Consider the following 24196-nt stretch of genomic DNA (forward strand, 5'->3'; position numbering starts at 1 on the left):
TCAAACATGCTCATGCTACAGCACGATCAATTCTTTCGGGTACTGGGTGATCACGCGCGGCGCGCTCGAAGTAATTAACAACGTGTCCTCGATGCGCACCCCGCCACGGCCCGGCACGTAGATGCCCGGCTCGATCGTGAGCGTCATGTGCTCTTCCAACTTGCCAGTCCCGGTCTGCGACGCAGAAGGCGCCTCATGCACTTCAAGCCCGATGCCGTGGCCGGTGGAGTGCACGAAGTAGTCGCCGTAGCCGGCTTCAACAATCACCTCGCGGGCTGCAGCGTCAACGTCCACCAGCTCCGTACCCGGAGTCGCAGCCTTCACGCCCGCGAGCTGCGCGGCAAGGGTGACCTCGTAGATCTCGCGGAGGAAGGCATCGGGCTCGCCGATGGCAAAGGTGCGCGTCATATCCGAGTTGAAGCCGAGGCGGTGCATGCCAAAATCGATCGTCACCAGGTCGCCGTCGACAAGCACTCGCTCCCCTGCACCGTGGTGCGGCATGGCTGAGTTCGGGCCGGACGCGACGATGCTGTCGAAGCTGGGCCGCTCGGCACCCAGCAGGCGCATGCGGTGCTCGAGGTCGGCTGCGATGTCGCGCTCGGAACGGCCCGCGCGCACTCCGCCGGCTTCGATGAGCTCTGTGAGTGCCTGCACCGACAGCTCCGCGGCCTCGGTGAGGCGGGTGCGCTCGAGGTTGTCCTTGGTCAGGCGGATGCTTTCGATCACCCCGGTGACCGGCACCAAGGTGACCCCATCCGGAAGGGCCTCTTTCAGCTTGTCCAGCTGGGCAACGGAGACGTAGTCCGCCTCGAAACCGACCCTGCGGCCCTCGACAACCCCGCCGAGCAGCTCGGAGGTGAGCTGGCGCGTGATCGTCGCCGGGATGTCCGGGACTTCGGCGGCGAGTTGGGTGGTGTAGCGGCCGTCGGTGGCGATCTTCGCGGTGCGGTCCTTCGACACCAGCAGCGCGCCGTTGGAACCGGTGAAGCCGGAAAGGTAGCGCACATGCAGGATGTTGGTGACCAGCATGTCGTCGATTCGTTTTGCGGCAAGCTCTGAGGCAAGCTTGCGCCGCCGCGTTTCAAACCTGGTGTCTGCCATGCCCATGGCCCTTATCCTTCCTGCGAGTTGTGGACGATAGAGTCCAGCGCCAGCACGTAACCGTAGGTGCCCAGCCCGGCGATGACTCCGCGCGCGATCGGCGAGAGGTACGAGTGCGCCCGGAACGGCTCGCGGGCGTGCACGTTGGAGATGTGCACCTCGATAAAGCCGGCACCGTCAGCGACCTCAGCGAGCGCATCGCGCAGCGCCACCGAGGTGTGAGTAAACCCACCGGGGTTGATGATCACGGGCCAGCCATGGTCGGCGGCTTCATGAACCCAATCGATGAGCTCACCCTCGTGGTTTGATTGCCTAAAGTACAGGTCAATGCCCAACTCACCGGCGCGCTCGAGCAATTGCTTTTCGACGTCTGCCAACGTGGTTGTCCCATACACCTCAGGTTGGCGTTTGCCGAGCCGGTTCAAGTTGGGACCGTTGAGAACCATGATTGAAGTCGGTGAATTCGTCATAGCTACCCTCTCACTCCGAGATCGCTTCGTAGGCGGCGCGCATCTCGTCGACAGTCGCGTCCTCGAGGCGGGTGCAGGACCCGAGACCGTCGAGCACGACAAAGCGAATGCGGCCGTCGCGGTTCTTCTTGTCGCGCGTCATCCCGGCGTAGAGCTCATCGAACGCGCCTGCCTCGTAGCGGGTCGGCAAGCCGGCTCCCGAGATGATTTCTTGGTGGAGCGCTAGCAAGGAGTCGTCGATAAGCTTGCGCCCGTGCGCGAGATGGGCCGCGAACATCATGCCGACTGCCACCGCATTGCCGTGGCGCCAGCGGTAGTCTTCGCGCAGCTCGATCGCGTGACCGAGCGTGTGCCCGTAGTTCAGGATTTCGCGCAAACCGGATTCCTTGAGGTCCTGGCTGACCACCTTGGCTTTGACTGCGACGGAGCGCTGCACAAGTTCCTCGATGTGCTTGTCGGCGCCGTCTTGGTAGAGCTCCAAGATGCGCGGATCGGCGATGAACCCGGTCTTGATCAGTTCTGCGGAGCCGGAGACGAGTTCGTCCCCGGGCAGGGTGTAGAGGCGTTCGAGGTCGATGACCACGGCGGACGGCTCGTGGAACGCGCCGACAAGGTTCTTGCCGGTCGCAGTGTTGATGCCGGTCTTGCCGCCGACGGCCGCGTCCACCATCGCGAGCAACGTGGTAGGTACCTGGAAGACCTTGATTCCGCGCATCCACGTCGCGGCGACGAAGCCTGCGAGGTCAGTCGCCGCACCGCCGCCGAGGCCGATCACCGCGTCCTGGCGGGCAAAACCAGCTCGGCCAAGCTCGTCCCACAAACGGCCGGCAACGGCGAGATCCTTGCCGTCTTCCGCGTCCGGGACCGATGTCAGCAGGGGTTTCACACCGGAGGCGTCGAGGTCGGCCGCGATGCCGCGCGCCACCGCGCCCAGCGCCGGCTGGTGGATGATCGCCGCTTGGCGTGCGCCGGCCTGCTTGACCAGCCCGGCGACCTCTTTGGTGATGTCGTAGCCGATGTGGATCTCGTACGGCGACGGCCCGGTGACCTCAATCGTTGCCATGGTGAACCTCCAGCCTGCCTATTCGGAATCGAGGATGTTGAGCACTTCCGCCACCACGCGCTGCGGCGGGCGAGAGTCGGTGCGTACCCGGTGGTCTGCCACCTCGCGGTAGAACGGCTCGCGAGTGGAAAGCAGGGTGCGGTAGTGCTCCGCCGGGTCGTCCGCGGCTAAGACCGGGCGGGAAGTATCGCCCGCGGTGCGGCGGATACCCTCCTCGGCTGTGACATCGATCCACACCACGTTGTGGTGTTGCAGGAGCCTGCGGGTGGATTCGGTGAGCACCGCTCCCCCACCCAGACTCACGACTCCGCCGGTCGCCAGCGCGCGGGCGACGTAACCCGCCTCAATCTTGCGGAACTCTTCCTCGCCAAGTTCCGCGAACAGGTCGCCGCACCGCTTGCCCTCGCCTTCTTCAATGAGTTTGTCCGAATCCACCATCGGCAAGCTGAGCGCTCGAGATAGGCGCCGGCCGATGGTGGACTTGCCGGCGCCGGGCGGGCCAACGAGGACCACGCGGGGGGCATCGTTGACCATTTGCGAACCCGACGGCTGCGCTACCGCATCAGCGTCAGCTTCGTCGAAGATGTCGTCTGTCACGTCGTTGACAATGCCCCCGACGAGATCTGTTGCATCGTGCACGAAGTTCACCTTTCCCTGTAGTTGCTCAGGCATCGAACGACAGGCGTTCGCGGACGTAATCGTTGTAGGACTCGATGTTGCGCTTGACCTCGTCGAGGCTGTCGCCGCCGAATTTCTCCGTCACAGCGCGCGCCAGCACGAGCGCGACCATCGCCTCGGCCACGACACCACCGGCCGGCACAGCGCACACATCCGAACGCTGGTGGATACCGGTCGCGGCCTCACCGGTTGCCATATCCACCGTCTGCAGCGCGCGAGGCACAGTGGAAATTGGCTTCATCGCTGCGCGCACCCGCAATTGCTCGCCGTTAGTCATGCCGCCTTCAAGCCCGCCAGCGCGGTTAGTTAGGCGGTGCAGGCCGGCTTCGTCGCGCACCATCTCGTCGTGAGCTTCGGAGCCGCGCCGGCGCGCCTCAGCGAACCCGTCGCCAATCTCCACACCCTTGACGGACTGAATGCCCATTAGCGCCGCGGCCAGCTGCGCATCGAGGCGGTGCTCGCCGGAGATGTGCGAGCCGAGACCAATCGGTAGCCCGTCCACAATCACCTCGACCACACCACCGAGCGTGTCGCCGGCCTTCTTCGCCGCCTCAATGCAGGCAACCATGTCGGCCTCAGCTTCAGCATCGTAGGCACGCACCGGGGAAGCATCGATTGCGGCAAGATCGCCAAAGCTTGGCGACGGCCCCTCGTACGGCGCCGATTCCCCAATCGAAATGACGTGGGAGAATACCTCCACACCGAGCGTCTCGCGCAGGAACGCGCGTACCACCGAAGCCGCGGCCACGCGTGCGGCGGTCTCACGGGCAGACGATCGCTCCAGCACCGGACGGGCGGAGTCAAAGCCGTACTTGATCATTCCGGCGAAATCGGCATGACCTGGGCGCGGGCGCGTGAGTGTTGCGCCGCGGCCAGACGCCATCGCCTTGGCTACCTCCGGGTCATCCATGTCAACCGGATCCGGCGACATAATCGTGGTCCATTTCGGCCACTCGGTGTTGCCGATCATGATGGCAATGGGGCTGCCGATAGTGCGCCCGTGCAGGATGCCGGTGAGCAGAGTCAGTTCATCGGCCTCGAACTTCATTCGGGCGCCGCGGCCGTATCCGAGACGGCGGCGGGCGAGCTGGTCGCTGATTTCTTCTTGAGTGATCGGCACGCCGGCCGGCATGTTCTCAACGAGCGCGACAAGCGCTTGTCCATGGGATTCCCCAGAGGTGGTCCAACGAAGCATGCGTGCATTGTCTCACACCGCATCTGCCCTGGGCTGCGTTAGGAGCCGAACGGGTGGGGCCACAGCACACCCACGATCACGACTGCCCAAGCGGCGGCGAGCATTGACGGGCCGTGCGGTAGCGTCCGAGCCTTCAGTAGCGTGGCGAAAAGTGCGGTGAACAGGCCCGACAAGGCAACAGCACAGATGACCCCAGCGAGCCCGGCGACCCAGGCAACGGCAATCCCAAGCGGGAGAGCGAGCTTAATGTCACCGCCCCCGATCCCCCGCCCCGTGAGGAGATACCCCGCTGGCCACACCAACCCCCACAACGCAAGCGGGTGAAAGACGCACGCCACAAGCGCAAGCACACCCGCGGGGATGGTCAGTGCGTCGGGAAGCCGTCTGCGGTGGACGTCGAAAAGCACGAGCGCGATGCTCCAAACCCCGCAAACCGCAACGAGTACAGCTCCCCCAAGCCCCATGCTCATGCAGTGTAACGAGCGTAGAGGTCCTGCCCCAGTGCTGCCCTAGTGCTGCCCCAGTGCTGACCTAGTGCTGCGAGGCGACGTGGGCAAAGAGCGCCTCGCGCATCGCTTCGCGCGGGGCAGGCACGCCTGTGAACTGCTCGAACTGGGAGTACGACTGAGCAGCGAGCATGACCAGCCCGCCGACCGTGTTGTAGCCGTGGGACGCGGCGCGCACCGAGAGCGGGGTGGGCCACGGGTCGTAGATCACATCGAGAACCGGGGCATGTGCCAGGTCGTTGACGTAAGCCTCGATGGCTTGCGACGGCACCGTGGACACCACGACGTCAGCGGCAACGGTGGCCGCGGCGATGTCGGTGTCGAAAGTGGAGAAGGTGACGTCGATACCTTCCGTGAGGTCAGCGAGCTCCGCGGCGCGGTCGGAGCGGTTTAGCACGTGGATGCGCTCTACGCCGAGCTGGGCCAGCGCCCACAGCGCGGGGCGCGCAGTGCCGCCTGCACCAACCACAACCGCGCTGCGGATCGGCTCGCCTCGGGTGAGCTCGTCGAGCGCTGCGAGCAAACCTTCGCAGTCGGTGTTGTCGGCCCGCCAACCGGCTTCCAGTTTTTCCGGGTCAATGCGCACCAACGTGTTTGCGGAGCCGATCGCCCGAGCACGTTCCGTGACTTCGTCGGCGAACTCCAGCGCGGCGAACTTCGCCGGCATGGTGACGGAGAACCCGCGGAACTCGGGCCCGGCCTCGCCGACGATGCGCGCCAGATCCTCCCCCGTGCACTCGATGCGGGTGTAGCTCCAATCGGCCAATCCCGCCGCCAGGTATCCGGAATTGTGCAGCACCGGGGAAAGCGAGTGCGCAATCGGCGACCCGAGTACCGCGGCCCGATGCCCCGGGTTGGCGTGGCCGGGGTCGACGGAGGCGTCGTTAAGCATGAAGCTCCTAGCGCTGCGAATCCAAGATGCCGGAGTCAACTGCGCGCTGGGTGTCGCGCAGGTGATCCTCGAAGGTGCTGTTGAACACGGTGGTGCCGTCCTGGTCCACGGTGACAAAGAAGAGCCAGTCGCCGTCGGCCGGGTTCTCCATCGCGTCAATCGCCTCCATCGACGGGGATGCAATGGGGGTCTGTGGGAGGCCGTCCATGGCGTAGGTGTTCCACGGGGTGACCGCCGCGCGATCCTCGTCGGTGGTGGCCACCTCGACATCGGTGAGGCCGTAGTTGACGGTGGAGTCGAACTCCAGGCGCATCGGGACGTCGAGACGGTTCAGGATCACGCGGGCGACCTTGTCGAACTCACCCGCTGGTGCCTCGCGCTCGACCAGGGATGCCGCGACCAGCAGCTCATAAGGGGTCAAGCCGATTACGCGGGCGCGATCCACAATCCCGGTGTCGTTGTACTGCTTTGCGGAGCGGGACACCAGGTCGGTGAGAATCTCCTCGGCCGAAGCATCCGGGTCAATAACGTACTCACCAGGCGCGATCAGGCCTTCGAGGCGCTTCGGGTCGCCTGCGCGGGCGGACACGGTCTCAATGGCCCACTCCGGCACGCCGAGTTGCTTTGGATCCGCGTTCGCGGCGACATCTTGCAGCTGCTTCGCATCCACGCAGTCCTGCTCGTTCGAGCCGCGGCAGGTGACCTCTTGGATCATGGAGTAAATGCCGTAGCGGGTCTGCCCGCCGAGCACGTTCACGTCCATCAGGGTCGCACCGCCGTAGACCTTCACCGGGGTAATCCGGTTTTCCTCGCTCAGCAGGGCGTCCACTGCAGACTTTGCGCTCATCTGGCCTTCCAGGCGGTAAAAGCCCGGGTGAATATTGTCGGCGTCCGGGTGGTTCGCCACCGCAGTCTGAAACGCGCCGTCGGAGGCGACAATGTCGCGCTTCTCCAACTCTGGGCCGAGCTGGGAAATGGTGGAGCCCTCCGGGATCTCCACAATCTCCTCTACCCCGTTGCCGGACCCCTCAAAGTCCCGCGGCGCGGCACCATTGCGCGCCACCGCGATCCAGGCGATCAAGCCGACGATCAGCAGAAGGGAGGCGATGAGCACGGCAATACTGCGCGTGCGCCCCTGAGCGTGTGATCGGGTGGTCACGATTCGTTCTCCTTGAGGTTGGTCTTCCGGCCATCGAGCCACGACTGCAGAATTTCAACTGCCGCGGCCTGGTCGATGAACTTTCGGCCTTGCTTCTCCGAGGTGCCAGCAGCGCGCATCGCGTTCGTTGCCACCACGGTAGTCAACCGCTCATCCGCCATCCGCACCGGCACGTTCGTGCGGCGGTGGATGCGGAAGGCGATCTCTTTCGCGTGCTTTACGCTTGCAGAACCGTTGCCCTGCAGATCCCGCGGCAAGCCGACCACGACTTCAACCACGTCATTGTCTTTCACCAGTTGGGCCAGCCGATCGATATCTGCTCCATCGCGGTCTTTAAATCCGGTGACCCGGCCCACGGTCTCTGCTGGCGTTGCCAACCGCGCGTCTCTGTCGGAGATCGCGACGCCGATGCGGACGGTGCCCACGTCAACGCCTAAGCGCCGCCCCGGGCCCGGGTCGTCCACTCCGGGGATGTCTGGCTCAACTTTCATCATGCTCGTCTTTCGGTCGAAGGTCGCGCAAGTCACGGCCGTCGGTTCGACGCTATCGCTTATCGACGATTCTCCCAGGCCGCCCTACCGGCGTGTCACGTAATCGATTCGTTACCTAAGCAAGCGCGTCACGGATCGCGGCGAGACCGGCATCAATGCCGGCTGGGTTAGCGCCGGAACCCTGTGCTAGATCCGGCTTTCCGCCGCCCTTGCCGTCAACGTAGGTGCCGAACGTCTTGACCAGTTCCCCAGCTTTGACACCGGATTCAACTGCCGCGGGTGTCGCTGCGATAGCGAAAGCCGCCTTGCCGTTGTCCGCGGATGCCAGGACCACGACCGCGTCGTCGCCCGTGAGCTTGCCGCGCACGTCGCTGACCATGGTGCGCAGATCGCCGGTGTTGATCCCGTCGGGCAAGTGAACGGCGACGAGCTTGTGGGCGCCGACCGTTTCCGCTTTCGCGGCGAGATCGCCCGTGCCAGCGAGCAACTGTTGGCGGTGAAGGTTCTCAATCTCCTTCTCCGCCGCGCGCAGGCGCTCAGTCAGCTGGGCGATGCGCTCCGGGAGCTGCTCCGACGGGGTTTTCAGCTCCGTTGCCAACCCGGAGGCCAGTGCCGCCTCCTTGGAGAAGTAGCGGAAGGACTCCAAACCTGAGTATGCCTCGATGCGGCGCGCACCCGAACCCACCGAGGACTCGCCGAGCACCGCCACCGGGCCGATCTGCGACGAGTGCTCCACGTGAGTGCCACCGCAGAGCTCGATTGAGAACGGACCGCCGATCTCAACGACACGCACGCGGTCGCCGTAGTTCTCGCCGAACAGGGCCATCGCGCCCATCGCCTTCGCCTCCTCCAGGGAGGTTTCGATGGTGTTCACCGCGAAGTCCGCGTCGACGGCTTGGTTGGTGATCGTGGCGATCTCCTCCAACTGCGCGTCTGAGAGCTGCTCGGTGTAGTTGAAGTCGAAGCGCAGGTAGCCAGGCTTATTCAACGAACCCGCCTGAACCGCAGTCGGGCCGAGCACCTGGCGCAGCGCCGCGTGGATGAGGTGAGTCGCGGTGTGAGCCTGGCGCGCACCGTGGCGCCAGGCGCCGTCGACCTCAGCAGTGACGGTAGAGCCCAAATCAAGCCCGCCGTTTTGCACCGTTGCCTTGTGCACCCAGAGCTTCTTGCCGATGCGCTGCACGTCGCCGACGTTGAGCACCGTCTCCCCCATTACCAGGCGTCCGCGGTCCGCCATCTGGCCACCGGCCTCGGCGTACATCGGGGTGACGTCGAGAATGACCTCAACCTCGTCGCCCTGGTTGACTTCGGTGACTTTCTCACCGTCTTTGACCAGGCCGATCACATTCGCGTCGTGAGTAAGCTGGTCGTAGCCGACGAACTCGGTCGGGTGCGCATCCACCCACTCGCGGTAGAGCGAGTCGTCGCGATTGCCCATCTTCTTGGCCTTGTTGTCGGCTTTTGCGCGGTTGCGCTGCTCCTCCATAGCTGCGTTGAATGCATCCATGTCAACCTCGAGGCCCGCCTCCCGCGCCATCTCCATGGTCAGGTCGATCGGGAAACCGTAAGTGTCGTGCAGCTCGAAGGCCTGCTCGCCGCTGAGCAACGTCGAACCGGACGCCTTGAGCGCCTCAGCGGCTTCGTCGAAGCGGTGCGTGCCGGATTCAAGCGTCTTGGAGAAGGCCCGTTCCTCCGCCAGCGCAACGCGCAGGATGCGATCGCGGTTGTCGGTGATCTCCGGGAAAGACGGAGTCATCGTGTCCATGATGGTGTTCATCAGCGGCTCAAGCACCTCGCCGGTGGCGCCGAGCAGGCGCGCGGAGCGGATGATGCGGCGCAGCAGGCGGCGCAAGATGTAGCCGCGGCCCTCGTTGGACGGGGTGACGCCGTCCAGGATGATCATCATGGAGGTGCGCGAGTGGTCCGCAATCACGCGGAAGCGCACGTCATCAGCCGGGTTGCCGGCGTCGTACTTGGTGCCTGTCAACTCCTGCGCCACATCGATTACCGGGCGCAGCAGGTCAGTTTCATAGACATTGTCGACGCCCTGCAGGATGCAGGCCACGCGCTCAACACCAAGGCCGGTATCGATGTTCTTATTCGGCAGCTCGCCGAGGATCTCGAAGCCGCCCTTCTTGTCGCCGGCGCCGCGAATGGACTCCATGAACACGAGGTTCCAGATCTCCATGTAGCGGTTGTCGTCCGCGATCGGCCCGCCCTCTTTGCCGTACTCTGATCCGCGGTCGTAGTAAATCTCGGAGCACGGGCCGCACGGACCAGGAATACCCATGGACCAGAAGTTGTCCTCCATGCCCATGCGCTGGATGCGCTCGGCCGGCACGCCGATCTTGTGCTCCCAGATCTCGGCGGCCTCGTCGTCCTCGGTGTAGACCGTGACCCACAGGCGCTCCGGGTCGAGACCGAGGCCGCCCTCCTCAACCGGACCGGTCAAAAGCGTCCACGCGTGCGTAATCGCACCCTCTTTGAAGTACTGGCCGAAGGAGAAGTTGCCGGCCATCTGGAAGAAGGTGTTGTGGCGGGTCGTAATGCCCACCTCTTCGATATCCAGGGTGCGCACGCACTTCTGGATGGACGTCGCGAGGCCGTTCTCGAACGGTGGGGTCTGCTGGCCCAAGAAGTACGGCTTGAACGGCACCATGCCCGCGTTGACGAACAGCAGGGTCGGGTCGTCGAGAATCAGCGAGGCGCTGGGCACCTCGGTGTGCCCGGTTTCGACGAAATGGTTGGTAAACCGCTCCCGGATTTCGTGTGTCTGCACGGGGTGTACGTCCTTTCGCTGGCGCGTGAATAGGCCTTGAGTCAATCCCGCACCATGTTACCCCGGCCCCAACGGGCCCCCGCACCCTACCGTCCGCGCACAATCGCGCGCAGCCGGCCGAAGTAGTCGCGGATTCGCTTCTCCGCGCCGTGGTCCGTCGGCTGGTAGTACTCGCGATCTTCCAGGCCGTCGGGAATGTATTGCTGCTCGACCACGCCGCGCGGATCGTCGTGCGGGTAAATGTAGCCCACGGCGTTGCCCAGCTGCTTCGCGCCTTCGTAGTGCCCGTCGCGCAGATGCGGCGGAACGGTGCCCACATGTCCGGCGCGAATGTCCGCCTGGGCGGCGCTGATTGCCTGGTACACCGAAGCCGACTTCGGCGCGGTGGCCAGGTGAATCGTCGCCTGCGCAAGCGCCAGGCGCCCCTCGGGCATCCCGATGAACTGCACCGCCTGCGCCGCGGCCGTCGCCGTTTGCAGCGCGGTCGGGTCCGCCATTCCCACATCCTCGGAGGCGTGGATGACCAGCCGCCGCGCGATGAACCGCGGGTCCTCTCCCGCTTCAATCATCCGCGCCAAGTAGTGCAGCGCCGCATCCACGTCCGAACCGCGGATCGATTTGATGAACGCGCTGACCACGTCGTAGTGCTGGTCGCCGTCGCGGTCGTAGCGCACCACCGCACGGTTAACGTTGTCGCGCACCACTTCCAGCGTCACCGTGCCGCCTTCCGGCACCGCTTCCGCCGCGGCCTCGAGATACGTCAGCGCACGTCGCGCGTCGCCTCCAGCAAGGAGGATGAGCTGGTCACACGCATCGTCGTCAAGCGAAATGCTCCCTCCAAGCCCCCGCTCGTCGTGCACAGCACGGGTGAGCACCTCGCGCACGTCGTCGTCCGAGAGAGACTCAAGCTTGAGCAGCAACGAGCGGCTGAGCAGCGGCGCAACGACTGAAAAGCTGGGGTTTTCCGTGGTCGCGGCGACAAGCAGAACCGTACGGTTTTCTACCGCCGCAAGCAGCGCGTCCTGCTGGGTTTTGGAAAACCGGTGCACCTCGTCGATGAACAGCACCGTCTTCCCGCCGCGGACTAGGTCGCGGCGGGCGGCATCGATCACCGCGCGCACCTCCTTGACCCCCGAGCTCAGCGCCGAGAGCCCCACGAAGTTCTGCCCCATCGTCTGCGCGATCAGCGACGCAATCGTCGTCTTGCCCGTCCCCGGCGGACCATACAGAATCACACTCGCCGCGCCCGAGCCCTCCACCAGACGGCGCAGGGGCTTGCCCTCAGAAAGCAGGTGTTGCTGCCCCGCAATCTCGTCCAGCGAGCGCGGGCGCATCCGCGCAGCCAGTGGCGCGTCGCGGCCAGCTTCAAAAAAGCTCGCCCCGCGGGCCGGGGCAGTTTCGCTTATCGACGCCCCCTTCACCACCTCCCCGTCCCCAAACAGACCTCCCTGCGTCACGGCTTCGTCCTTTACTGGAACCGGTCGGCGACGCGGTTGGCAAAGTCGGCGATGACCAGATAGGCCGTGTCGCGGCCTGTGCCGGCATAGCTGGCCAATGCCAGAAACGTCTCGCGGAGGTCCGCGCGCACGAGGGTTTCAGACGGGTCGAATGGGCCGCTCTCGGAAGGGCGCAGCACATCCTCACCGGTGTCGAGGTCGAAATCCTCGACGTCGCCCTCGGGGTCGATGCCGGCGCGCTCGAATTCGTCTGCCAGGTCCGCGTCGTTGGCCGCCAGATCGGCCACGCCGACCGGGTTAAGCACAGAGACGCTAGAGAGCGCCCAGCCGATCATCGCCCCGGTGATGCGTGCCTGGAGGGTGTCTTCGTGGTTGAGCAGCGGCCAGGTGCCGCGGACCTCGTGGAGCCAAGCATCGATGAAGGCCTGAGATGCTTCATCGTTGTACGGCCGCGGCGAGAGGTAAAGGGGGAAGCCGGCAACGACGAAAGCAACGTCAAAGCTTGCGTCGCGAAACCCTGCCCATTCGTAATCCAGAAACTGCGTGCCGCCGGCGGTGTAGATGACGTTGTCCGGGGAAAGATCGAAGGGTGTGAACGCGCGAATGCCGCCGCGCAGCAGCCGCGACTGCAGGTTCGCAGCACTCACCGTGACTTCGCTGGGCACCTCGATGCCGGCTTGGACTAGCATCTCCAGTCCGAGTCGGATGCGGTGCGCAAGCAGCCGATCGCGCAGCTGCTGGATCTTTTCCGCACCGGTGCGCGACCGCGTCATGCGGTTGAACAGCACGTTGAAGGAATCTTCCTTGTCCGCCGTACCCGCGTGCAGACGTCCGAGCGCGCTGCCCAGGTTGCGCAAGATCTGCACGTGCTGTTCTTCGTCGGCGCGCTCCAACATGGCGGCAAGCGTGTCGCCGTCGCCTGCGTCCGAGATGATGAGCATCCGCGCGTCCGTGTCGTACGCCAGCAACACCGGACCTGGACGGATCTCGCTGGAGAGCGAGGTGGTGAACTGGTACGAGACGATCTCGCGGAGAAACGCGGCGTCGTCAAGCGCGTAACCCGTCTCCGGCGCGTGTTTGACCACTATCGAGCGGTGCTGCAGGAACGGGTTGGTGGCCACTTTGACGCGGTAGACCCCCGCGAGACCAGAGCCGGAAAGCCGGGTGACCTCGCTTAGTTTCTGCGTTCCCCCGTAGCGGCGGGTGAGGATGTCTTCGGCTGCGGCGATGATGGAATCCTGCTGCATGGTGTTCCTCTCCTCGGCGTTGCGGGCCGATTCGTATCGCGCCCTATCTTCGCACACGCCACATCCCGGACCCCTGGACGTTAACTGCCAGATTTGTCAGGGTTCCGAGAAGGCTGAGCGTGTACTCGTAGCGCCTACTTGGTTTCCCCAGCGCCTGCGGCTTCCGCCTCGTTGTCCGCCGCCTCATCGCTCAGGCGGACCTCGTTGTGGCGCTCTCCGGCTCCAGCCTTGTCGTCCTGCTTCTTGGGTTTGAAGTCGACGCCGGTTTCTGCGCGCTGTGCAGCCGGAATCGGCGCGGGCGCATCCGTGAGCGGATCGACGCCCCCACCGGACTTCGGGAACGCAATCACGTCGCGGATCGAGTCGAACCCGCCGAGCAGACTCACAATGCGATCCCAGCCGAACGCAATGCCGCCGTGCGGCGGAGCACCGAACGCGAAGGCGTCGAGGAGGAAGCCGAACTTCTCCTGCGCCTCGGCTTCACCGATGCCCATGACATCGAAGACGCGCTCCTGCACGTCGCGCTGGTGGATACGGATCGAGCCACCGCCAATCTCGTTGCCGTTGCAGACAATGTCGTAGGCGTACGCGAGCGCCTCGCCCGGCTCCTCGTCGAAGCTGTCCAAGAACTCCGGCTTCGGCGAGGTGAAGGCGTGGTGCACGGCGGTCCACTTCGAATTACCCAGTGCCACATCGCCGGAGGCGGTGGCGTCGGCGGCAGGCTCAAACATCGGAGCGTCAACAACCCAGGTAAACGCCCACGCGTCGTCGTCGATAAGGTCAAGCTTGCGTGCGATCTCACCCCGAGCTGCGCCGAGCAGCGCACGCGATGCCTTCGTGTCGCCCGCGGCGAAGAAAATTGCGTCGCCCGGCTGTGCACCGACATGGGCAACGATGCCGGCCTTCTCATCATCCGTGATGTTCTTGGCTACCGGACCGGTGAGCTCGCCGTCATCCTGCACCAGGATGTACGCCAACCCCTTGGCGCCGCGCTGCTTTGCCCACTCCTGCCATGCGTCGAGCTGGCGGCGCGGCTGAGATGCGCCACCTGCCATGACCACTGCACCGACGTACTCGGCCTGAAAGACGCGGAACGGGGTGTCCTTAAAAAACTCAGTGCACTCCACCAGCGGAATATCGAAGCGCAGATCCGGCTTGTCGGAACCGTACTTCTCCATCGCTTCGGCGTAGGTCATGCGCGGAATCGGTGTCTGGATGTCATAGCCGATGAGCTTCCACAGCTCCACCAGGATCTCTTCGGCGAGCGCGATCACGTCATCCTGGTCCACGAACGACGCCTCAACGTCGAGCTGAGTGAACTCCGGCTGGCGGTCGGCGCGGAAGTCCTCGTCGCGGTAGCAACGCGCGATCTGGTAGTAGCGCTCCATGCCCGCGACCATGAGCAACTGCTTGAACAACTGCGGTGACTGCGGCAGCGCGTACCAAGACCCCGGCTTCAAGCGCGCCGGAACCAGGAAGTCGCGCGCACCCTCCGGGGTGGAACGGGTGAGCGTCGGAGTCTCGATCTCGACGAAGTCATGGTTGTCCAGCACCCGGCGGGCAGCTTGGTTGGCTTGCGCACGAAGACGCATGGCGTTGGCCTGGCGCTCGCGGCGCAGATCGAGGTAGCGATACTTCAGGCGGGTCTCCTCGCCAACTTCGCTCGAAGATGCGTCCTCGATCTGGAACGGTAGTGCGGCCGCCTTGTTCAGCACTGTCAGCTCGGTGGCGTTGACCTCGATCTCACCCGAGGCAAGGTTCGGGTTCGCGGAGCCCTCCGGACGCGGTTCAACGACACCAGTGACCTGGACAACGTACTCACTGCGCAGATCGTGGGCGGCCTCCGCCACCTCCGACTCGCGGAAGACGACCTGGGCCAGACCAGAGCGGTCGCGCAGGTCAATGAAGATGACACCGCCGTGGTCGCGGCGCCTGGCCACCCAACCGGTCAGGGTGACGGTCTGACCGTCAAGGTCTTTGTTGAGGTTCCCAGCGAGGTGAGTGCGCAGCACGGTGTCTTCCACGTCCTTCTTTATGTGGCGAAGTGAGGGCTGAATCTATCGGGCAAGAGTTTACCGCGCGCACTTTTCGCCCGCCCACGCACCCAGATACCTGCCGTGGCGTTAAACACATTTTTGAGTTCTTTGGCAGAATGCTTGCCATGACCTTCAGAGGAAACGCCAGTCAGGGCGCGAACCAGCGAGTCCAAACCAGCTCCGGCGTCGGCCGTCAGCCTCAAGGCGGCGGTGCTGGCGGCTTGCTCGCACTGCCTCTGCTTCTCGGCGGCGGTGGCGGCGGCACGATCCTCGTGATCCTGCTGCTGTGGTTCCTGTTCAGTGGCGGCCTTGGTGGCGGCGGGCAGCAGAGCCAGACGCAGGGACAGTACCAGTCTCAGGGCGGATACAACTTGGAGCACTGCGACACCGAAGGCGCAGCAAACGAACACGTTGATTGCCGCGCCGCCGCGACCGTCATTTCCGTTGATGACGTGTGGTCGAAGGTGCTACCCGAGCAGGCCAACATTGATTACCGCCAACCCGGCATGCACATTTTCCAAGGCGATGTCACCACCGGCTGCGGCCACGCCACCTCCGCGACGGGTCCGTTCTACTGCCCGCGCGATGAGACCGCGTACTTGGACGTGACCTTTTTCGACGAGCTGCACAAGCTCGGCGGCAGCTCCGGTCCGCTTGCGCAGATGTACGCGACAGCACACGAGATGGGCCACCACATCCAGCAGCTCGAAGGCACACTCGGCCTGAGCGACTACAAGAACCCCGGCGAGGATTCCGCCGCGGTGGCCATCGAGCTGCAGGCGGACTGCTACGCCGGCCTGTGGGCACACTACGCAGAGCAGGACGGTGCGCTCGAACAGATCACGGACCAGCAGCTCAACGACGCGATTCAAACGGCACAGGCCATCGGTGACGACAACATCCAACGTCGCTCCGGCGGCGAGGTCGACCCCGATGCCTGGACTCACGGTTCCTCCGAGCAGCGCGGCCAGGCATTCCTCAGCGGGTATCAAAGCGGCAAAATGTCTTCCTGCGACACGCTCAACCGCGGCGTCTACAACGGCTAATGGTTGCCGAAGTAGCCCCGAGCCGGGCCGTCGAGTTCCTCGCAGCGTTCAACGATATCGAGGCGTTTCTGCGCTCCGAGCTCGAGGCGAAAAAGTCGGACTCCTTCAAATGGATGGCCACTCAAGCTGCCAAGCGCGGTGTGATCAGCCGCGATCAGGCCGATGATCTGAAGGAGTTCGCGGAGCTGCGCAACGCGATCAGCCACGGGGAGTACCGGGACTTCCGCCCGATCGCAGAGCCGCTGCAGGAAACCGTCGACGAGATCAAGCACATCCGCAACGCGCTGCTTGAACCCACCCTCGCAGTCGACGTAGTCGGCTACGACCAAAGCATTGTCACGCTTAGCCCAGACGATGCTGTCGGCGACGCATTGCGCGCGATCCGCGAATCGGGCCACACCCAGTTCCCCATTTACCACGACGGCACCTGCGTTGGCCTTCTGACCACCAACGCCATCGCGCGCTGGGTCGCGGAGGAGCTCGAAACCGCAGACAGCATCGACGCCGCCACCATCGAGAACACGACGGTCGCCGATGCACTCGAGCTCTCCGGCCAACACGACACCGCGGTCTTTCTCCCCCGCACCGCCACCGCTGCTGCCGCCGTCGACGCGCTGACCACCCCGCTCGCGTCCGGTGCGTTGCCCCGTCTCGGTATCGTCACCGAGCATGGCAACGCCGACCAACGACCAATCGCCGTGGTGAACTCCACCGACATCCCGCACCTTACGGAGGCATCATGACGTCCAGTCACCCAGTCAGCGTTATCGACCTATTCTCCATCGGTATCGGCCCCTCGTCTTCACACACCGTCGGCCCGATGCGCGCCGCGGCGCTCTTCGTCGAATCTCTCGGCCAGGTTCCGCACACCGTCACCATTGAGCTGCGTGGTTCCCTCGCCGCCACCGGCATCGGGCACGGCACCGACCGCGCAGTCCTCCTTGGCCTCGTGGGCTACACCCCCACCACAACAACCGCAGACACCGCACCACTGCCCGGCGAGCTCATCCCGGGCCGCGGCACCATCGAAGGTCCATCGGGCACCGTCAACTACCAGATCAAATACAACCCCCAGCCGGTTCCCGAGCACCCCAACTGCGTCATCTTCGATGCCTGGGATGAACACGGCACCACACTCGCCACCGGCCGCGAATACTTCTCCGTCGGCGGCGGCTTCATCCTCGACCGCGCCGGCCTCGACGGCTTCGAGGGCGTCGGCACGGAAGAGGACTCCGGCACAACGGTCCCCTTCCCGTTTCGCACTGCACAGGAGCTCCTTTCGCTTATCGACGAACACTCCCTGACGATCTCCCAACTCGTCCGCGCAAACGAAGAAGCGCTGCACGGGCGCGAGGCTCTCGACGCCCACCTCGACGCCGTGTGGGACGTCATGCAGGAGTGCGTTGCCCGCGGGCTGAAGACCGAAGGCACACTACCGGGCGGGCTGAACGTGAAGCGCCGTGCGAACCGCATGTATCGCATGCTCACGGCGGAAGCGGAGGCGGAGACGTCCCGCGGCCTCGATGCGATGCTCTGGGTCAACCTCTACGCGCTCGCCGTGAACGAAGAAAATGCGGCTCATGGCCAGGTGGTCACCGCTCCGACGAATGGCGCTGCCGGCATAATCCCGGCTGTGATGCACTACTGCTTGGACTTCACGGATGACTTCACCACAGAGCGGGCGCGCGAGTTCCTCCTCACCGCTGCCGCGATCGGCGCCATCATCAAGACGAACGCGTCGATCTCCGGCGCCGAGGTGGGGTGCCAGGGCGAAGTTGGGTCGGCATCCTCGATGGCCGCTGCCGGCATGTGCGCCATTCTCGGTGGCACTCCGCAGCAGGTTGAAAATGCCGCCGAGATCGCGCTCGAGCACAACCTGGGGCTTACCTGCGACCCGGTCGGCGGCCTCGTGCAGGTGCCCTGCATCGAGCGAAATGCGATTGGCGCGGTGAAAGCGATCAACGCGGCGCGCCTGGCGAAGTTCGGCGACGGCACCAACATCGTCACGCTCGACGACGTGGTGGAGACGATGGCGTCCACCGGCCGCGACATGATGACCAAATACAAGGAAACGTCCATGGGCGGCCTCGCGGTGCAGCTCGGCCTGCCCGTGAACATCACGGAGTGCTAGCGGCGCCTACTCGCCGGCGGGAGCTTCCTCGGCACCGTCGTCTTCGGGAATGAAGATCGCGTCGATTACTTCGGTGAGATCCAACGGCACCGTGCGCTGAGTCTGGGTTTCGAGGTTCTTCACCGTCACTTCGCCAGCCTCCAGCTCACGGTCTCCGAGCACCAGCGCGGTGTGAGCGCCGGAGCGATCGGCGCCCTTCATCGCGCCCTTGAGCCCGCGGCCGCCGTACGACATGTCGGCGGAAATGCCGTTGGCACGAAGTTCGTCGATAAGCAAAGCCATGCGTGCCTGCGCTGCATCGCCGATGGCGACACCGAAGACTCCTACCCTCGACTCGACACCGTCGAGCGTGATGCCTTCCGCCTCGAGTGCGAGCACGGTGCGGTCGACGCCGAGACCGAAACCGATGCCGGAGAGGTCCTGGCCACCGATCTGGGCCATGAGGCCGTCGTAACGCCCGCCGCCGCCGATGCCGGACTGTGCGCCGAGGCCGTCGTGGACGAATTCGAAGGTGGTCTTGGTGTAGTAGTCCAAGCCGCGGACCATGCGCGGGTTGATCACGTACGTCACACCCATTGCCTCGAGCGTGCCGGTGACAGTGTCGAAGTGGGTGCGGCAGTTCTCACAGAGGTGGTCAAGCATCAGTGGCGCGTCTTCGGTCATGGCGCGGACGTTCTCACGCTTGTCGTCCAGAACGCGCAGCGGGTTAATCTCGGCGCGGTGGCGGGTTTCCTCGTCCAGCGGCAGGTCGAAGAGAAACGCCTGCAATTTCTCCCGGTAGGCCGGGCGGCATTCGCCGCACCCCAGGCTGGTCAGCTCGAGGCGGAAGCCGGTCAGTCCCACGGAGCGGTAGCAGCGATCCGCCAATGCGATGATCTCCGCATCCAGCAGCGGATCGTCGACGCCGATGGCCTCTACACCGACCTGCTGGAGCTGGCGGTAGCGGCCGGCCTGCGGACGCTCGTAGCGGAAGAACGGGCCGTAGTAGCTGAGTTTCACCGGCAGGTAACCGCGGTCGAGGTTGTGCTCGATGACGGCACGCATCACGCCGGCGGTGCCTTCGGGACGCAGCGTCACAGAGCGGTCGCCGCGGTCGGCGAAGGTGTACATCTCCTTGCTCACCACATCAGTGGATTCGCCGACACCGCGCGCAAACAGCGTGGTGTCCTCGAAGACCGGTAACTCGATGTGCTGGTAACCGGCGATGCGCGCTTGGTTGGCAAACTCGTCGCGCACTGCGATGAACGTCGCCGACGCCGGCGGCACGTAGTCGGGCACACCTTTCGGGGCGGACAGGGCCTGAAACTTCTGCTCACTCACGTTCATCGAGTGTAGCCCGCGGTGTTTTACGCGCCGCCGTGGATCCGGTCGGTATTTGCCTCTCGGAGGAACGGGTTGGTGGCACGCTCGACGCGCATGGTGGTGGTCGGCCCGTGGCCGGGGAGCACCGCCAGGGAATCGTCGAGGTCCCACACTGGGCCGCGCAGCGACTCGGTCATGGCTGCCTGGTCGGAAAACGGCAGGTCGGTGCGCCCGATGGAACCGCGGAATATGACATCGCCGCTGAAGACGAGTTCGTCCGCGATCAGCAACACGCTGCCCGGCGAATGCCCCGGGGCGTGCTGCACAGCGAACTCGTAGCCGGCAAACTCGATAGATTCGCCGTGGCGGAGGTGCGTGATGGAATCCGGGGCGGCCATGGACGAGGCGTCGAAAAGCAAGCGTGAGTGCTCCGGAAGGCCCCCACCTGCATTGAGCATGAAGGCATCCTCCGGGTGGATGAAAACCTCGACCCCGAGCTCTGCGGCATCGCGAATGTGGTCGAGGTGACCGTGGGTGAGCACCACCGCGCTCAAGCGTGCCTGATGCTGCGCGAAAAGCTCCCGAACCTGCGGAGCTGCTCCCATGCCGGGATCGACCACAAAGCCTTCGTGAGTTTCCGGGTTGATCACTGCGTAGCAGTTGGTCTGGTAGGGCCCGACGACAAATCCAGCAAGCTGCATGCCACAAATATTAGGGCCAGGGTGCGCTGCTGCTAGGCTTTGACCGTTCATACACCCCCTTGCGGTGCGCAGCCAGCAGGCGGCTGCCTAAGCCCTTGCGAGCCCTTGCGCGCACCGCTGACGCGAGAAGTGAGGTCCGGTCACGGTGGCAAGCAACGAGCAGCGCGGCAAGGAAGCCCTGTCGAACTTGGAGAAGGAGCTGGCTGCGCGCGACCGCAAACAGAAGACGCGCCCATGGGTCACTGCCTTGGCGTCCGTCGCGGTAATCGGCATCCTTGGTGGCGGCATCTACTACTTTGCCACCCAGGACGGCGGCGAGGACCTTGCGGCTGAGGAGACCACAGCCGCTGAGACGACGGCGGAAGAAGCGAACTACGAGCCGATCGCAACCAAGCGCGCTGTCGCGCTACCGCCGACTGTGAGCTGCGCCTACAACGAGGATGGCGACAACTCGAACTTCGTAGGCCTGCCTCCGCAAGACAACGTATCCACCGAGGGCAACGTCACCATTGACCTCGAGACCACGGCGGGACCGATCGGCATGGAGCTGGATCGCTCGGTCTCCCCCTGCACCGTGAACGCGGTCGAATACCTCGCAGCGGAGGGCTACTACAACGACACCGTCTGCCACCGACTGACCACCTCTGAGGGCCTAAAGGTGCTGCAGTGTGGCGACCCAACCGGCACCGGCGCTGGTGGCCCTGGGTTCCAATTCGCTAACGAATTCCCCACCGACGAGGCCCTTGAGAATGTGGACCTCTCCGCACTCGGCGTGCCGGAAGACATCAGTGATGAGGAAAAGCGGATGTACGCGTCCCAGATGCTGGAGCCCGCGAAATACGAGCGTGGCACGATCGCTATGGCCAATGCCGGGATCGACACAAACGGATCGCAGTTCTTCCTCAACTACGGCGACGGCACCCTGCCACCGGCGTACACCTACTTCGGGCAAATCGACGAAGCAGGCCTGGCCACTCTCGACGCCATTGCGGATAAGGGCGTGACAGAGGATCCGAGCGCAGGGGGCGCAGGCGGTGATGGTGCGCCAGCGGAGGAAGTGAAGATTACATCCGCCTCCGTTCGGTAGTCCCTCTTGGACATTTCCTGTGAAGCTGAGTATTCAATTGGTCTTGCATAGTTGAAATCAAAACGTTATGCTGACCACCGTCGTCTGACGTCCTCTAAAGATTGGAAATACCCCATGCAGTTCCGTAAGGGCCTCATCGCCGCAGCTACTGCCGCCGCTGTCATGACCACCGGCGCAACCGTCGTTAACGCGCAGAACTCCCAGACTGTGCAGAACGCCTCCGTGCAGAACGCCTCTGCCGAGTCCGAGCCGTCTCAGGTGACCGTGACCAAGGAGGTCACCGTGGTCAAGGAGACCCCGTCCAAGAACGACGAGCCGTCCTCCATCAAGAACGTGAAGCCGAAGGAGATCCTGGAGTGGATCTCGGTGATCACCGCCGTCGTCGGCCTGTTCGGCACCATGGCGACCTTCGCTGACAAGTACCTGATGCCGTAGGTTCTCTGCGGAATTCGCGTACGCCGCTCAGCTCCTTAACGAGTTGAGCGGTTTTGCGTTGCATGGGGTATTCCCTTGCTCCCGGCGTAACTAGACGGAAAACATCAAGCCACCGCCCACTCCCTGATGCATCGGGGTGGGCGGTGATTTTGTGTTCTCGCCGAGGAGTGGTTTAGCGGAAGTTCGCGATCGGACCGAAGAGGGCGTCGATCTGCGGCGCGAGGAACAGGAAGATCACGCTACCGAGACCGAGCACTCCGAGCAGTGCTGCAAGGATCCCACCTACGTTCACCGAGCTGCCCTGCGAGCTGCCCTGCGGGTCCTGCTTCGCGCCGCCGACTGTGACCGGCATTGATACATCGGTGCCCGCGTCGGTGGTGATCTGCAGCGTCTGCTCACCGTTCACACCTGCAGGCAGGTCGATGGTGACGGTGGCACGCCCCTGCTCGCCGAGGCCATTGTCTGCATCGGTGACGGCGTTGTCGACGTCCGCGGTTGCAGTTGCCTCACCGATCTTCACGGTCACTTTCTCTGCCTTCGGCTCGCCCTCGGAAGAGTAGCTCAGGGAGGTCAGCTGGATCTGGTTCGCACCCGGTTTCAGGCCGCCCTCCGGCAGCACCACGCCGACGTCCTTCTGGCCCTCGCGGACCTTCGCCTCGCCGCTGCCGAGGTAGTCGATGAATGCCTGCAGGTCGTTGTAGCCGACATCGTTGCGGTTCTTCACCTTGGTTTCGTCGATGAAGTCATCGCCGCCCTCGAGCAGGAAGGAGGATGCCGCTACGGTGTAGTCCTTCTCCAGATCAAGGTTTTCGCCGTTGATGGTGATGTTGAGAATGCGCTCGCCGCGCGGTGCCTGGGGGTTGTAGGTGTACGACACGTTGTCGGACAGACCCATATCCAGACGCGGGCGGCCGGAGGATGCCGCAGCTTCATCGCTCTGCCACTGGTTCTCCAGCATCTCCTTGACGGTCGCACCAGACAGGGTGGCCAACGAAATGTCGTTGCCGAACGGCTGAACAGTGAACGCATCCTGGTAGGTCACGTCGCCGGCGGCCAGGTCGGCGCGAACGCCGCCAGCGTTCATGATGCCAAAGTCGATGTCCTGGTTGAGAAACTTCGACAGCGCTGCGACTGCCGACTGCGCAATCATGTTGTTCGCAGTGGACTCGCTGCCGCGGTTCGAGCCCGGCTCGCCGCCCGGGTTGGAGCCGCGCTTGAAGTCGGCATCGATCTTGGCGACCACCGCGGCACCGAGGACGTCAGCCTCCTTCTTCGCATCGTCGACGATCGCTGCGACCTTCTCATCCGGCTTGATGTCGAGAGCAACCAGGCTCGTCGCGTCATGCTGCGCAACGGAGTTGATGCTGAACTCGCCGGTGGACTTGTTGTAGGAGAAATCCAGGTCGGTTACGGTCTTGCCGTACTCCCACGACTGCGCGTAAGGAACAGCTGCTTCAGTGTCCAGGGCGAGCACGTGAGTGTCTCCGCCGAACAGGAAGTCAACGTATTGCTTGTCCAGCTTCGGCGCGCGCTCTGCAGCGTCGTCGTGGATGAGCGCGATGACTACGTCCGCTTGCTTGTTGTCCTTGAGCTTCTTTGCCTCAGTGTTGACCCACTCAGCCGAATCCTTGATGTCAACATCGGCGACGTTCGCCGGGTTCGACTTGGCCACCGTCAGGTTCGAGGTGGTGCCAATCAGCGCGACTTTTACTCCCTCAACCTCAACGATTTCGTACGGCTTGACGTCGCGCTCGCCGTTGTCCTTGCGGAAGATGTTCGCACCGAGCTGCTTGTCATTGGTGCCCGGGTTAATGCGTTCGATGAGGTCCTTGTAGCCCTCGTCGAACTCGTGATTACCGACGGCAGTGCCGTGGGTACCGATGGCGTTCACGAACTCCATCGTGTGCTTGTCTTCAGAAATCGCAGACACGAATGCGGAGCCACCCTGGTTGTCACCGGAGGTGGTGACAACCGTATTCGGGTTCTCCTTGCGGATGTAGTTGATGATGCCCGCGACGTTCGCCGCGCCCATCTCATCACCCTTCTTCGGGGTGACGGCCTTGGTTTCCTTGTTCTTGGTGAGGTTTGCCTCGAGACGACCATGGAAGTCGGTGATGTTGGCAACGCGAATGTTGACGACATTGCCGTTTTCATCGGCGGCTGCGACAGTGGTGCCCGAAAGCACCAGAGCGGTGGTAGCGGTTGCGGCAATGAGGCTGCCCGCACGACGGAAGTTGAACACGTGAAGCTCCTAGTGAGGTGGAAGAAAGTTCATCTGTCTTTGTATCCACAATCACGCCAGTGCGCAGGCCATTACTAGGCGATCCACAGCTTACGCTGGTTCGCTAACCTGCCATCCACCAAGAATTCACTTGACCGTAACTGAGCGTTTGATCGGGATTCACCTCAAAGGGGTGGCA

Annotated in this window: 21 protein-coding genes; 5 read left to right on the forward strand and 16 right to left on the reverse strand. The window is 64.0% G+C overall.

The genetic code is table 11. The features are described 5' to 3' along the window. Positions 1-15: 15 nt before the first annotated feature. The 13 genes from CGLAUT_RS06705 to aspS all read right to left on the reverse strand — a co-directional run bounded on the left by CGLAUT_RS06705 (position 16) and on the right by aspS (position 15050). The gene (locus CGLAUT_RS06705; protein ID WP_290184206.1) at positions 16-1107 is read right to left on the reverse strand and encodes an aminopeptidase P family protein; all 1092 of its coding nucleotides are present in this window, start codon (positions 1105-1107) and stop codon (positions 16-18) included. Between the two features lie 5 nt (positions 1108-1112). Then, complete coding sequence (gene aroQ / locus CGLAUT_RS06710) at positions 1113-1571, reverse strand: type II 3-dehydroquinate dehydratase (RefSeq protein WP_290184208.1); 459 nt, start codon at positions 1569-1571, stop codon at positions 1113-1115. A gap of 10 nt (positions 1572-1581) precedes the next feature. Continuing rightward, positions 1582-2634, reverse strand: coding sequence for a 3-dehydroquinate synthase (gene aroB, locus CGLAUT_RS06715; RefSeq protein WP_290184210.1), 1053 nt, complete (start codon positions 2632-2634; stop codon positions 1582-1584). A gap of 18 nt (positions 2635-2652) precedes the next feature. Next, positions 2653-3168 (reverse strand): shikimate kinase, encoded by a 516-nt coding sequence (locus CGLAUT_RS06720; protein ID WP_290187070.1) that lies wholly within the window; start codon positions 3166-3168, stop codon positions 2653-2655. A gap of 130 nt (positions 3169-3298) precedes the next feature. After that, entirely contained in the window at positions 3299-4507 is a 1209-nt protein-coding gene (aroC, locus tag CGLAUT_RS06725; RefSeq protein WP_290184212.1) for a chorismate synthase, read from the reverse strand. 38 nt (positions 4508-4545) lie between these two features. Beyond that, positions 4546-4971: a prepilin peptidase gene (locus tag CGLAUT_RS06730; RefSeq protein WP_290184214.1), complete on the reverse strand. Its 426-nt coding sequence runs from the start codon at positions 4969-4971 to the stop codon at positions 4546-4548. A gap of 67 nt (positions 4972-5038) precedes the next feature. Continuing rightward, a complete protein-coding gene (locus CGLAUT_RS06735) occupies positions 5039-5905 on the reverse strand; it encodes a shikimate dehydrogenase (protein WP_290184216.1) in 867 nt (288 codons plus the stop codon). A 7-nt stretch (positions 5906-5912) separates the two neighbouring features. Further along, entirely contained in the window at positions 5913-7064 is a 1152-nt protein-coding gene (gene mltG / locus CGLAUT_RS06740; protein WP_290184218.1) for an endolytic transglycosylase MltG, read from the reverse strand. Further along, on the reverse strand, positions 7061-7555 hold the full coding sequence (gene ruvX / locus CGLAUT_RS06745; protein WP_290187072.1) for a Holliday junction resolvase RuvX: 495 nt from the start codon (positions 7553-7555) through the stop codon (positions 7061-7063). The genes mltG and ruvX overlap by 4 nt, the downstream gene beginning before the upstream one ends. 115 nt (positions 7556-7670) lie before the next feature. Next, a complete protein-coding gene (gene alaS / locus CGLAUT_RS06750) occupies positions 7671-10334 on the reverse strand; it encodes an alanine--tRNA ligase (protein ID WP_290184219.1) in 2664 nt (887 codons plus the stop codon). 86 nt (positions 10335-10420) lie between these two features. Next, positions 10421-11740 (reverse strand): replication-associated recombination protein A, encoded by a 1320-nt coding sequence (locus CGLAUT_RS06755; protein WP_290187073.1) that lies wholly within the window; start codon positions 11738-11740, stop codon positions 10421-10423. A 62-nt stretch (positions 11741-11802) separates the two neighbouring features. Continuing rightward, positions 11803-13038, reverse strand: a complete 1236-nt coding sequence (locus CGLAUT_RS06760; protein WP_290184220.1) for a phosphotransferase family protein — start codon at positions 13036-13038, stop codon at positions 11803-11805. 134 nt (positions 13039-13172) lie between these two features. After that, complete coding sequence (gene aspS, locus CGLAUT_RS06765; protein WP_290187075.1) at positions 13173-15050, reverse strand: aspartate--tRNA ligase; 1878 nt, start codon at positions 15048-15050, stop codon at positions 13173-13175. 149 nt (positions 15051-15199) lie between these two features. On the opposite strand from aspS, the gene ypfJ reads away from it, so the two are divergent. From ypfJ to CGLAUT_RS06780, 3 genes are read left to right on the forward strand one after another with little or no spacing between them, the layout of a single operon-like run. Further along, positions 15200-16120, forward strand: coding sequence for a KPN_02809 family neutral zinc metallopeptidase (ypfJ, locus tag CGLAUT_RS06770; RefSeq protein ID WP_290184221.1), 921 nt, complete (start codon positions 15200-15202; stop codon positions 16118-16120). Then, complete coding sequence (locus tag CGLAUT_RS06775; protein ID WP_290184223.1) at positions 16120-16863, forward strand: CBS domain-containing protein; 744 nt, start codon at positions 16120-16122, stop codon at positions 16861-16863. The genes ypfJ and CGLAUT_RS06775 overlap by 1 nt, the downstream gene beginning before the upstream one ends. After that, complete coding sequence (locus tag CGLAUT_RS06780) at positions 16860-18251, forward strand: L-serine ammonia-lyase (protein WP_290184224.1); 1392 nt, start codon at positions 16860-16862, stop codon at positions 18249-18251. The genes CGLAUT_RS06775 and CGLAUT_RS06780 overlap by 4 nt, the downstream gene beginning before the upstream one ends. A gap of 6 nt (positions 18252-18257) precedes the next feature. Here CGLAUT_RS06780 and hisS read toward each other — a convergent pair whose 3' ends face one another. Then, positions 18258-19577 (reverse strand): histidine--tRNA ligase, encoded by a 1320-nt coding sequence (hisS, locus tag CGLAUT_RS06785; RefSeq protein ID WP_425551691.1) that lies wholly within the window; start codon positions 19575-19577, stop codon positions 18258-18260. 20 nt (positions 19578-19597) lie between these two features. After that, positions 19598-20254, reverse strand: a complete 657-nt coding sequence (locus CGLAUT_RS06790) for an MBL fold metallo-hydrolase (protein ID WP_290184228.1) — start codon at positions 20252-20254, stop codon at positions 19598-19600. 145 nt (positions 20255-20399) lie between these two features. On the opposite strand from CGLAUT_RS06790, the gene CGLAUT_RS06795 reads away from it, so the two are divergent. Further along, positions 20400-21341: a peptidylprolyl isomerase gene (locus CGLAUT_RS06795; RefSeq protein ID WP_290184229.1), complete on the forward strand. Its 942-nt coding sequence runs from the start codon at positions 20400-20402 to the stop codon at positions 21339-21341. Between the two features lie 114 nt (positions 21342-21455). Beyond that, entirely contained in the window at positions 21456-21776 is a 321-nt protein-coding gene (locus tag CGLAUT_RS06800) for a hypothetical protein (RefSeq protein WP_290184231.1), read from the forward strand. A 172-nt stretch (positions 21777-21948) separates the two neighbouring features. On the opposite strand, the gene CGLAUT_RS06805 is transcribed toward CGLAUT_RS06800, so the two are convergent. Next, complete coding sequence (locus CGLAUT_RS06805; protein ID WP_290184233.1) at positions 21949-24018, reverse strand: bifunctional metallophosphatase/5'-nucleotidase; 2070 nt, start codon at positions 24016-24018, stop codon at positions 21949-21951. Positions 24019-24196 lie beyond the last annotated feature (178 nt).

Source organism: Corynebacterium glaucum (assembly GCF_030408855.1).
GTDB classification, from domain to species: Bacteria; Actinomycetota; Actinomycetes; order Mycobacteriales; family Mycobacteriaceae; genus Corynebacterium; species Corynebacterium glaucum.

Excerpts from the sequence above, each read along its gene's own strand:
- CGLAUT_RS06760 (WP_290184220.1), bottom strand. The coding sequence starts at position 13,038 with ATGCAGCAGGATTCCATCATCGCCGCAGCCGAAGACATCCTCACCCGC.
- ruvX (WP_290187072.1), bottom strand. The coding sequence starts at position 7,555 with ATGAAAGTTGAGCCAGACATCCCCGGAGTGGACGACCCGGGCCCGGGG.
- CGLAUT_RS06730 (WP_290184214.1), bottom strand. The coding sequence starts at position 4,971 with ATGGGGCTTGGGGGAGCTGTACTCGTTGCGGTTTGCGGGGTTTGGAGC.
- ypfJ (WP_290184221.1), top strand. The coding sequence starts at position 15,200 with ATGACCTTCAGAGGAAACGCCAGTCAGGGCGCGAACCAGCGAGTCCAA.
- aroC (WP_290184212.1), bottom strand. The coding sequence starts at position 4,507 with ATGCTTCGTTGGACCACCTCTGGGGAATCCCATGGACAAGCGCTTGTC.
- CGLAUT_RS06720 (WP_290187070.1), bottom strand. The coding sequence starts at position 3,168 with ATGGTCAACGATGCCCCCCGCGTGGTCCTCGTTGGCCCGCCCGGCGCC.
- aroQ (WP_290184208.1), bottom strand. The coding sequence starts at position 1,571 with ATGACGAATTCACCGACTTCAATCATGGTTCTCAACGGTCCCAACTTG.
- hisS (WP_425551691.1), bottom strand. The coding sequence starts at position 19,577 with ATGAACGTGAGTGAGCAGAAGTTTCAGGCCCTGTCCGCCCCGAAAGGT.
- CGLAUT_RS06780 (WP_290184224.1), top strand. The coding sequence starts at position 16,860 with ATGACGTCCAGTCACCCAGTCAGCGTTATCGACCTATTCTCCATCGGT.
- aroB (WP_290184210.1), bottom strand. The coding sequence starts at position 2,634 with ATGGCAACGATTGAGGTCACCGGGCCGTCGCCGTACGAGATCCACATC.
- CGLAUT_RS06735 (WP_290184216.1), bottom strand. The coding sequence starts at position 5,905 with ATGCTTAACGACGCCTCCGTCGACCCCGGCCACGCCAACCCGGGGCAT.
- CGLAUT_RS06775 (WP_290184223.1), top strand. The coding sequence starts at position 16,120 with ATGGTTGCCGAAGTAGCCCCGAGCCGGGCCGTCGAGTTCCTCGCAGCG.
- CGLAUT_RS06705 (WP_290184206.1), bottom strand. The coding sequence starts at position 1,107 with ATGGGCATGGCAGACACCAGGTTTGAAACGCGGCGGCGCAAGCTTGCC.
- CGLAUT_RS06790 (WP_290184228.1), bottom strand. The coding sequence starts at position 20,254 with ATGCAGCTTGCTGGATTTGTCGTCGGGCCCTACCAGACCAACTGCTAC.
- CGLAUT_RS06800 (WP_290184231.1), top strand. The coding sequence starts at position 21,456 with ATGCAGTTCCGTAAGGGCCTCATCGCCGCAGCTACTGCCGCCGCTGTC.